Here is a 9,907-nt window from a genome sequence, read left to right as displayed (position 1 = left end):
CGGGTAGACCAAGCCAACGCCCGAGTGCGGCAATCTGAAGCGCAACTGGCCCAACTCGAAGCGGGAAGCCGCTGGGAAGAAATTGCCGAAGCCGAAGCGAGCGTCTCTCAAGCCGTGGGACGAGTCGATGAAGCCCGCTCTCGTTTGAGTTTGGCTAGCATCGATGTCGATCGCAATCGCCGCCTGGAAGCGGACGGCGCTATTTCTCGTAGCGATCTCGATCGAGCTATCGATGAAGAACGACGCGCCAGTGCCAATTTAGAGCAAGCCAAAGCCGGAGTGACTGAAGTCCAGCGGCGTTTGGAACGCCTCCAAAACGGAACCCGTCGCTAAGAAATTGCTCGCGCCGAAGCGGATGTCATCGATGCCGAAGCCCAGGTAGAAGTATACGAAACCCGACTCGACGATACTCGGGTGCGCGCGCCTTTTGCTGGCATCATCACCCAGCGGTATGCCGATCCCGGTGCGTTTGTCACCCCAGCAACCTCGGCATCGAGTGCCGCATCGGCCACGTCTACTTCCATCGTCGCCCTCGCCAAGGGGTTAGAAGTTCTCGCCCAAGTGCCAGAGGCGGATATCAGCCAAATTCAACCCGGTCAAGAAGTGGAAGTTGTGGCCGACTCCTACCCCGATGAAGTGTTTGCCGGACGGGTGAAATTGGTAGCCCCCGAAGCGGTGAAAGATCGGGACGTGACGGTATTTGAAGTGCGGTTGGAAATTGAAACGGGGTTAGAAAAGTTGCGATCGGGAATGAATGTCGATCTAACCTTTTTGGGCGACCGTCTCGATAACGCACTAGTCGTTCCCACCGTGGCGATCGTTACCAATAAAGGGCAAACCGGAGTCCTAATTCCCGACGAGAACGATGAAGTTCAGTTTCAAGAAGTAACCATCGGGCCGACAGTGGGCGATCGAATTCAAATTTTAGACGGAGTAGAGCCGGGAGAACAAATCTTTTTAGGTTTACCCGAAGGACAAAAGTTAGAGGATATTTTAGAACCCGAGTCGTTTTAAACTCTAAAATCATCTCTCTAAAAATCGATTCCCAGTTGCAATCTATCGATCGAATACCGTTATTTACGCGCGACACAAATGAATACTTTTGAATCCTTTAAAATGGCAGCGCAAACTCTCGTTGCCAACAAAATGCGTAGTAGCCTCACAATGCTGGGAATTATCATCGGCAATGCATCAGTGATTGCCATGATTGGTGTGGGGGAAGGGGCGCAAAAATTTGTGTCCGACCAAGTGTCGTCCTTAGGATCGAATCTATTATTTATTTTACCCGGCAGTCCCGAAGCCCAGAGTCGTCCGGTGTTTTCTCCGCAAACCCTGGTACTCGAGGATGCGATCGCGATCGCCGAACAAGTCCCTTCTGTAAAAGAAGTTGCCCCCCAACTCAATAGCAGCGAACTGGTCACCTATCGCAATAAAAACGTTTCGACATTAATTTACGGGACAACGCCAGAGTTACTTTCCGTTCGAGATTTTGATGTGGCGCGGGGGCGATTTCTGACGAATTTAGATCTCAAACGCAATCAACAAGTTGTTGCGATCGGATCGGAACTGGCTAATCAATTATTTGGTAATATGAACCCCCTAGGGGAACAAATTCGTATCAAAAATGTTTCTTTTACTGTCATTGGCGTAATGCAGCCGAAAGGGTCTAGCTTTGGAACGAATTTGGATGAAACCGCCTTTTTGCCCGTTACCACGATGGCCAATCGTATCGTGGGAAAAAACTCCCCTTACGGCTTGAGCGTTACCTTTATTAATGTCAGTATTGAAGACGAAAATAAAATGAGCGCGGCACAGTTTCAAATTGAAAACTTGCTGCGGCTGCGCCATCAATTTACCGACGAAGATGACTTTACCGTCCGCAACCAGCAGGACTTACAAGAAACGACAGGAGCAATTACCGGGGCGCTCAAAGTGATGCTCGCGGCGATCGCCAGTATTTCTCTTCTCGTCGGGGGCATCGGCATCATGAATATCATGCTCGTTTCGGTGACCGAACGCACCCAAGAAATCGGACTGCGCAAAGCTGTCGGCGCATCGGCACGGGATATTCTGGTGCAGTTTACCATCGAAGCGGTGATTTTGTCGATCGTCGGTGGGGCGATCGGCACAGGCGTGGGAGTGAGTGGGATTCTGGCGGTGAGCAACTTCAGCGACTTCGATGCTGGAGTCTCCCCTGTGGCGATCGCTCTGGCAACAGGGGTATCCGGCGGTATCGGTTTGTTTTTCGGCGTTTTCCCCGCTCAACGCGCCGCCAAACTCGATCCGATCGTTGCTTTGAGAACGGCGTAGGGGCACTGGGGAGACAAGGGAGACAAGGGAGAGGAGAGGAGAGGAGAGGAGAGGAGAGGATTGGGGGACACAGGAAAAATTGAGTCCTCAAGCCTCCGAAGCTCCCGTTTTCCCCGAAGCCTCCCAAACCTTTCAGTGGATGTTTAAAGCATTTTCATCAAAAACTCAGATTTATGGAATTGAATGAAAAGTAACAAAAGTCCTTGACCACCCACAGGGTAAAAAATTAAAACTCATGTCTGCAACCCCCTCTACCTCCCTTTGGCAACAATTCGGACAAAAACTGAGTATCGGTGCTGCACTCTTCGGCGTTTCCGGTTTACTCCATACTCCCTCAGCCCAAGCCGTGCGCCTGAGTAACGGACAGATGGCATTCGAGCAACCCCCCAGCTTAGTCGAAGCCAATGCGAGTGATAGCAGTCCCGACGCTCCCGCCACCTATTACTTCACCATTGAAGTTCCAGAAAACGCAGGAGAAGCTTTAGGGGCAGTAACCATCGATCTTCACGAAGGGATTGAGGAAATTTCCTATAAAACCGGTGGAATTCAAGCATTTACAGGCGATCGCGAACTGACCCTTGCGAGCATTGGCAGAATGTCCGAAGATCCCGATGCCGTGACTGTCGAATTCGATTCTCCCGTTACCCCCGGCAACACCGTCACCGTTGCCCTCAGATCTAAGCAAAATCCCGGCTTGGGCGGAAATTACCTCTTCGGCGTGACGGCCTATCCCGCTGGAGAACAGAGTCAGGGTCAGTTCCTCGGTTTCGGTCGCTTGCGATTCGTCGATCGGTAATGGCCTCCAACCAGTCGGGGCGCAAGATTAAGAGGTTGCAGTCGGAGCGTCTTGCTCCCATCATCTTAAATCCAGTTGGCTCGGCATCCATTTATGGTAGAGGGTTCCAGAGGCAAGGGAAGCTAAAGCGATCGCTCTTCCCTTTCCCCCTCCCCTTTGTTCGGGATATCTAATAATGCACGACCACCGGCGTTCCGTAAGCCGCCCAATAGTACAACCATTCTGCATCCCCAGTCGGCATATTCACGCAACCGCGACTGACGGGATAGCCGAAGGAGTCGTGCCAATACGCACCGTGAATGGCATAGTTCCCGTAGAAAAACATCGCGTAGGGCACGTCGGGAACATAATAATCCGCACCGGACATCGGGGTGGATTCGTATTTTGTCTGAATCGAAAATACGCCGGTGGGAGTTGGGGTGGAATCAACGCCACTAGAGATGTAAGTCGAATACATCAGGCTCGAACCCGACCAAGCCGTGAGTAATTGTTGCGAGAGATCGATTTCGATCCACCGCTGCTCGGAACTTTCAAGATACCGAATCTCGTCCATAATGCTTTGGGCGAGTTTTTGCGGTTCGGATTGGGCCGACTCAAAAGGAGTTGCTGTGGAGGCAGCTCGTCCCGGTGCTGACAAAACACCGATCGCGCCCACACTAAAAACAGTCTGAATTGCTGCAAGGGTGACACAACGTCGAAGCATCGAAGAAGAGAGACTAAACATAGGTTTGTTGCTTGTAAAAAGGCCGAGCTCGTTCGCAAGTAATAAACTTTAAGCCATCGGTAATAAGTTTGACCTGGGCTGAAACTCTGAGGATTCAAAAAATGAATGGGTTTCAACTTTCTCTCCACAAATCAAAAGGCTTTACCATTTGATTCGGTCTTGATAACGCTGGGCGTGCAACTTAAAGCCGCAGACCCTCTATTTTCCGTTTCGAATGGCTAGAATCTCCCAACTCAGAGTCCCTCGAACAACGTCAATTCAAGACCTCGGAAAAAGTTGCACGAGCCGTCAATCGGTACCACTTATTACTTATTACTTTAGCCTCGTTGGGCTGCGGTAATAGTTCTAGCTTAACTTAGGGAAATGCGACCGAATGCTGTCTGAACTCCAGTCAGGGGTGTGCTCGAAGAGAACAGACCCATGGGGAAATGCGGCGTTGACCTCTACCACATATATTTAACTATTTACCAAGACAGATCGAGCGGAAGACTTTATTTATAGGCAAGTTCCTAAAAACTCGAGCGCGGGTCACTTGTGGCGAGTCACAGTCCCCTTCCCCTGTCCTATACTAGATAGAATCTACAGCCACCAAACAGGAGGCATCCCGTTTATACCCGTCCTCTCGCCCGTTTGATCGAGCAACTACAACGCCTACCCGGTGTCGGGCCCAAAACTGCCCAGCGCCTCGCTTTGCATATCCTCAGCCGATCCGAAGCCGAAGTTGAAGCCCTAGCTGCGGCTTTAATGGAAGCTAAAAAGCAAGTGGGTGCGTGCAAAGTGTGCTTTCACCTGTCGGCCGAACCCGTCTGCGAAATTTGTCAGAATCCGAACCGCGATCGCAGTACAATTTGTGTGGTGAAAGATTCTCGCGATGTGATTGCATTGGAAAAGACGCGAGAGTATCGGGGTCAGTATCACGTTTTGGGCGGGGTAATTTCTCCCATGGATGGGATCGGACCCGAACAGATTAACGTCCAACCGCTGGTGCGACGAGTCACCGATGGTAACAATCAAGAGGTGATTCTTGCCATCGACCCCAGTGTCGAAGGTGAAACCACAGCTCTCTATATTGCCGGACTGCTCAAACCTTTTACCCGAGTGACCCAAATTGCCTTTGGGCTACCCATGGGAGGAGATTTGGAATATGCCGACGAGGTAACGTTGGCACGGGCTTTAGAAGGACGACGAGAACTCTCCTAACGCCCCAGACGGCAAGGAAACTCGTCCCCACGGTTTATGGCTCAGGTGTTAGGATGGCCTACAGACAAACAAGAGAAAAGTCAGAAATATTAGGGAAGGAAGAAATCCTGCATGAAAGAAATGGAAAAGTCGATATCCTTTGACGGACGGGATATTCGGCTCAAAGTTGGTATACTCGCCCCACAAGCTGGTGGTTCCGTCTTAGTCGAATCAGGAGATACGTCAGTTTTAGTCACGGCAACTCGATCGAGCGGAAGAGAAGGGATCGATTTTTTGCCGTTACTCGTCGATTATGAAGAGCGGCTGTACGCGGCTGGCAAAATTCCGGGTGGTTTCTTGCGTCGGGAAGGACGACCCCCGGAAAAAGTGACGCTCACCAGTCGTTTAATCGATCGTCCCATGCGTCCGCTGTTTCCTCAGTGGATTCGAGATGACATTCAGATCGTCGCCACGACGCTATCGATGGACGAACAGGTTCCCCCGGATGTATTGGCGGTGACGGGAGCATCGATCGCTGTCATTCTTGCCAAAATTCCCTTCTACGGGCCCATGGCAGCGGTGCGCGTGGGCTTGCTCGGGGACGATTTTATCATCAATCCCACTTACGATGAAGTTCGATCGGGGGATCTGGATTTAGTAGTCGCCGGTTCTCCCAATGGGGTAATCATGGTCGAAGCCGGGGCAAGCCAGTTGCCCGAACAGGATATCGTCGAGGCGATCGACTTTGGCTACGAAGCCGCCTGCGATCTGATTAAAGCCCAGCGAGAGTTGATGGAAGAATTGGGGCTGGAGTTGGTTACCGAAGAATCCCCCGAAGTCAATACCGCCCTCGAAACCTTCGTTCGGGACAAGGCAACTGCCCCCATCAAGCAAGTCTTATCGAATTTCGACCATACCAAAACCAGTCGAGATGAGGTATTAGATGAGGTCAAAGAGTCCATTGCCGCCTCCATTGAGGAGTTGCCCGAAGAAGACCCCATTCGCCTAGCCACCACCGAAAATAAAAAGGCTTTGGGTAAAATCTTCAAAGCGGTGACCAAGCAAATGATGCGATCGCAGATCGTTGAAGATGGCGTCCGGGTGGACGGCCGAAAACTCGACCAAGTGCGACCGATTTCGTGCAAAGTAGACCTGTTGCCCAATCGGATTCACGGCAGTGCCCTGTTCAATCGCGGTTTGACGCAAGTCTTATCCCTGGCGACCTTGGGAACCCCCGGAGATGCTCAAGATCTCGGCGACGACCTCCATCCCCAGGACGAAAAGCGCTACCTGCACCACTACAACTTCCCCCCCTATTCCGTGGGAGAAACGCGACCGATGCGATCGCCCGGTCGTCGGGAAATTGGTCACGGGGCACTGGCGGAACGGGCAATCCTGCCGGTTCTACCGCCCAAAGAAGAGTTTCCCTACGTTATTCGCGTGGTTTCGGAAGTTCTTTCCTCCAATGGTTCCACCTCTATGGGTTCGGTGTGCGGTTCGACTCTCTCCCTGATGACTGCTGGGGTGCCAATCGCAAAACCCGTGAGTGGGGCGGCAATGGGTCTGATTAAGGAAGGAGATGAAGTTCGCGTCCTCACCGATATCCAAGGAATCGAAGATTTCTTAGGGGATATGGACTTCAAAGTTGCCGGAACGGATGCGGGAATTACGGCGTTGCAGATGGATATGAAAATTACCGGTCTGCCCATGGAAACCATCGCCCAAGCCATCCACCAGGCGAAGCCCGCCCGGATGCACATTTTGGAGAAAATGTTAGAGGCGATCGACAAACCCCGCGAAGACCTATCGCCGTTTGCCCCCCGCTTGATGACCATCAAAATCGATCCCGATTTGATCGGTATGGTGATCGGGCCTGGCGGTAAGACGATTAAAGGAATTACGGAAGAGACCGGCTGCAAAATCGACATCGAGGACGACGGTACAATTACCATCTCCGCTGTTGATGGCGAAAAAGCCAAGAAAGCCCGTCGGATCATCCAAGGTATGACCCGTAAAATTCAAGCGGGAGATGTTTTTGTGGGGCGCGTCACCCGGATTATCCCCATTGGGGCCTTTGTGGAGTTTCTCCCTGGCAAAGAAGGCATGGTTCACATTTCCCAGATTGCCGATTATCGGGTTGGCAAAGTGGAAGACGAACTGGCAGTGGGAGACGAGACGATCGTCAAAGTGCGGGAAATCGACAACAAAAACCGCATTAATCTCACTCGCTTGAACATCCACCCCGATGAAGCTGCTGCCGCCCGACAAGCCGCAGAGACTTAAGGGACAGGGATATAGATGTGGAGAGGGGAGAACGCATCGGAAAGTGAATGGTTGATTCTCGATTGTTAATTGTCCATTTAGAGTCGTTTTCCCCATCTCCCGTTTAATGGGGCGCTTCTAATGTCTCTCCCTCTCCCACACCCTCTTTTTCCCAAACTCTTTAACATCATCTTCAGAATTTCCAGCCGCCGCGATCGAGTACAGTAATTAAAAATGTAAACTGCACGACATCGATGCTATGGAGTCAGACTCGCTACCAACGGAGATTATTCTCTCCAAATCCGCTCGCTCTCTGGGAAAAGTTCGTATAGACTGGCATCCCCAACCGGGTCACTATCTCGAATACAAAGGCAAAACCTACGCCGTCCTCGAACGCCGCCATCGATATCAGTTCAAATTCGGTCGCTACCGCCTCCACAAAATTTCACTTTACGTTCAATGCGCGCGCCGCCCCGATGAAAAAAGTCTCGTAGACGGTCGCTGGGTGGTAGGCGATGCTAACTGTAACTACAATGCGCGATCCGAACTCTTCCGTTGCGCCGTGAATCCAGAAGGACCCTGCCAGGGGTGTCGATACTATCAGCCAAGACCGGAATAAATTCGATGCCGCCAGCTAACTTAGGAATATACTTCAAAAAAGTATTCTTGAAAAGCAATTTTTCCTCAATTTCATATAACTTTAGATAAGTTTAGAAACTACAATTCTTGCCGTCGAAATTCACCGCACTCATTCGATGGGAGGTATCAATATCAAATGATATGAAGGAATTTATCATCTCATTAAGAATCGTTGCTTTCAGACAACTTAAAACCCGCGAAATACGGGCTTAGTTTTAGGCTATATATCAGCTATGATAGGAACTTCAGCGATTTCAATCGCACCATAGCTCCGGGTTAAAAAAACTGAGGGCGACCTCCGAAGGTGAGACAATAAAAAACGATTTCAATTAAGTCTGTTCTCCCCATCTTTCTCCAGGGCACTTTTTAGAATAAAACGAGGAAAATTACGGTATGAAATTAGCGTATTGGATGTATGCCGGGCCGGCTCATATTGGCACGCTTCGGGTTGCCAGCTCTTTCAAAAACGTCCATGCCATCATGCACGCGCCCATCGGCGACGATTATTTTAACGTCATGCGATCGATGTTAGAACGGGAACGCAACTATACCCCCGTCACCACCAGTGTTGTCGATCGCAACGTACTCGCACGGGGTTCTCAGGAAAAAGTGGTGGACAACATCACCCGCAAGGACAAAGAAGAAAATCCCGATTTGATCGTCCTCACCCCCACCTGTACTTCTAGCATTTTGCAAGAAGATCTAGAAAATTTTGTCGATCGCGCTCAAATGGATTCCAAGGGCGATGTGATGCTCGCTGATGTGAACCACTATCGCGTCAACGAACTGCAAGCGGCCGATCGCACCTTAGAGCAAATCGTTGAGTACTATATCAAAAAAGCTCGCAAAAAAGGCAACCTTCCCGAAGGCAAAACCGAAAAGCCCTCCGTCAACATCATCGGGATGTCCACCCTCGGCTTCCACAACCAACACGACTGCATCGAACTCAAACGGTTGATGGCAGACTTGGGAGTTGAAGTCAACGAAGTCATTCCCGAAAGTGCTTCCGTCCACAACCTGCAGAACTTGCCTCGCGCCTGGTTTAACCTGGTTCCTTACCGGGAACTCGGCTTAATGGCAGCGAAGTATCTCGAGAAAGAATTTGAGATGCCCTACATCGACATTACGCCGATGGGGGTCGTCGAAACCGCGCGGTGCATCCGCAAAATCCAACAAGTTATCAACGCCCAAGGGGCAAACGTCGATTACGAAGAGTTTATCGATAACCAAACCCGGTTCGTCTCCCAGGCAGCTTGGTTCTCTCGTTCCATCGACTGCCAAAACCTGACGGGGAAAAAAGCCGTGGTATTTGGCGATAACACCCACGCAGCGGCAATGACGAAGGTGTTGGCGCGGGAAATGGGGATTCACGTCGTCATGGCGGGAACATACTGCAAGTACGATGCCGACTGGTTCCGCAAAGAAGTGAGCGAATATTGCGATGAAGTGCTCATCAGCGAAGACAACGGCGAAATTGCCGATGCGATCGCCCGTATCGAACCTTCTGCCATCTTCGGTACCCAAATGGAACGCCACGTGGGCAAGCGGTTGAGTATTCCCTGCGGCGTGATTGCCTCTCCGATTCACATCCAAAATTTCCCGATCGGTTACAAGCCGTTTTTGGGCTACGAAGGCACCAATCAGGTGGCAGATTTGGTCTACAATTCCTTTACCCTAGGTATGGAAGACCATTTGCTCGAAATCTTCGGCGGTCACGATACCAAAGAAGTCATTCACAAAGGCATGTCTGCCGATTCCGATTTGAATTGGACCAAAGAAGCGCGTGCGGAGTTGAACAAGGTTCCCGGCTTCGTGCGGGGTAAAGTGAAGCGCAATACCGAAAAATTCGCCCGCGAACGGAATCTGAGCGAAATTTCGATCGAGGTGATGTACGCCGCGAAAGAGGCGGTTGGGGCTTAGGAGAATTCGGAATTCGGAATTCGGAATTCGGAGTTCGGAAAGGGGGAGAAATGGGGGAAACGGGGAAAGTTTAGCCC

General features: G+C 51.0%; 7 protein-coding genes and 2 pseudogenes. 8 read left to right on the top strand and 1 reads right to left on the bottom strand.

The annotated features are described in order from the left end of the window. The 4 genes and pseudogenes from IQ235_RS09850 to IQ235_RS09835 all read left to right on the top strand — a co-directional run. Positions 1-333 (top strand): annotated as a pseudogene (locus IQ235_RS09850) (efflux transporter periplasmic adaptor subunit); the annotation flags it as partial. Positions 334-336: 3 nt separating this feature from the next. After that, on the top strand, positions 337-1,014 hold the full coding sequence (locus IQ235_RS09845) for an efflux RND transporter periplasmic adaptor subunit (RefSeq protein WP_264321299.1): 678 nt from the start codon (positions 337-339) through the stop codon (positions 1,012-1,014). A 78-nt stretch (positions 1,015-1,092) separates the two neighbouring features. Continuing rightward, on the top strand, positions 1,093-2,310 hold the full coding sequence (locus IQ235_RS09840; RefSeq protein WP_264321298.1) for an ABC transporter permease: 1,218 nt from the start codon (positions 1,093-1,095) through the stop codon (positions 2,308-2,310). Positions 2,311-2,545: 235 nt separating this feature from the next. Further along, positions 2,546-3,106 (top strand): DUF2808 domain-containing protein, encoded by a 561-nt coding sequence (locus IQ235_RS09835; RefSeq protein WP_264321297.1) that lies wholly within the window; start codon positions 2,546-2,548, stop codon positions 3,104-3,106. A 169-nt stretch (positions 3,107-3,275) separates the two neighbouring features. Here the strand turns inward: IQ235_RS09835 and IQ235_RS09830 are convergent, their stop codons facing one another. Continuing rightward, entirely contained in the window at positions 3,276-3,830 is a 555-nt protein-coding gene (locus IQ235_RS09830) for a L,D-transpeptidase (protein WP_264321296.1), read from the bottom strand. A 606-nt stretch (positions 3,831-4,436) separates the two neighbouring features. Between IQ235_RS09830 and recR the strand changes: the two are divergent. The 4 genes and pseudogenes from recR to bchB form a co-directional block, all read left to right on the top strand. Further along, a pseudogene (gene recR / locus IQ235_RS09825) lies at positions 4,437-5,030 on the top strand (recombination mediator RecR); the annotation flags it as partial. A 111-nt stretch (positions 5,031-5,141) separates the two neighbouring features. After that, positions 5,142-7,292, top strand: coding sequence for a polyribonucleotide nucleotidyltransferase (locus IQ235_RS09820; protein ID WP_264321295.1), 2,151 nt, complete (start codon positions 5,142-5,144; stop codon positions 7,290-7,292). A gap of 238 nt (positions 7,293-7,530) precedes the next feature. Then, complete coding sequence (locus IQ235_RS09815; protein WP_264321294.1) at positions 7,531-7,890, top strand: DUF6464 family protein; 360 nt, start codon at positions 7,531-7,533, stop codon at positions 7,888-7,890. Between the two features lie 413 nt (positions 7,891-8,303). Continuing rightward, positions 8,304-9,830 (top strand): ferredoxin:protochlorophyllide reductase (ATP-dependent) subunit B, encoded by a 1,527-nt coding sequence (gene bchB / locus IQ235_RS09810; RefSeq protein WP_264321293.1) that lies wholly within the window; start codon positions 8,304-8,306, stop codon positions 9,828-9,830. The last annotated feature ends 77 nt before the right edge of the window (positions 9,831-9,907 follow it).

Source organism: Zarconia navalis LEGE 11467 (assembly GCF_015207075.1).
Lineage (GTDB): Bacteria > Cyanobacteriota > Cyanobacteriia > Cyanobacteriales > Geitlerinemataceae > Zarconia > Zarconia navalis.
This window is presented reverse-complemented; position numbering and strand designations above follow the sequence as displayed.

What these genes read in the sequence shown, in the direction of transcription:
- IQ235_RS09840 (WP_264321298.1), top strand. Translation starts at nt 1,093, where the DNA reads ATGAATACTTTTGAATCCTTTAAAATGGCAGCGCAAACTCTCGTTGCC.
- IQ235_RS09835 (WP_264321297.1), top strand. Translation starts at nt 2,546, where the DNA reads ATGTCTGCAACCCCCTCTACCTCCCTTTGGCAACAATTCGGACAAAAA.
- IQ235_RS09830 (WP_264321296.1), bottom strand. Translation starts at nt 3,830, where the DNA reads ATGTTTAGTCTCTCTTCTTCGATGCTTCGACGTTGTGTCACCCTTGCA.
- IQ235_RS09820 (WP_264321295.1), top strand. Translation starts at nt 5,142, where the DNA reads ATGAAAGAAATGGAAAAGTCGATATCCTTTGACGGACGGGATATTCGG.
- IQ235_RS09815 (WP_264321294.1), top strand. Translation starts at nt 7,531, where the DNA reads ATGGAGTCAGACTCGCTACCAACGGAGATTATTCTCTCCAAATCCGCT.
- bchB (WP_264321293.1), top strand. Translation starts at nt 8,304, where the DNA reads ATGAAATTAGCGTATTGGATGTATGCCGGGCCGGCTCATATTGGCACG.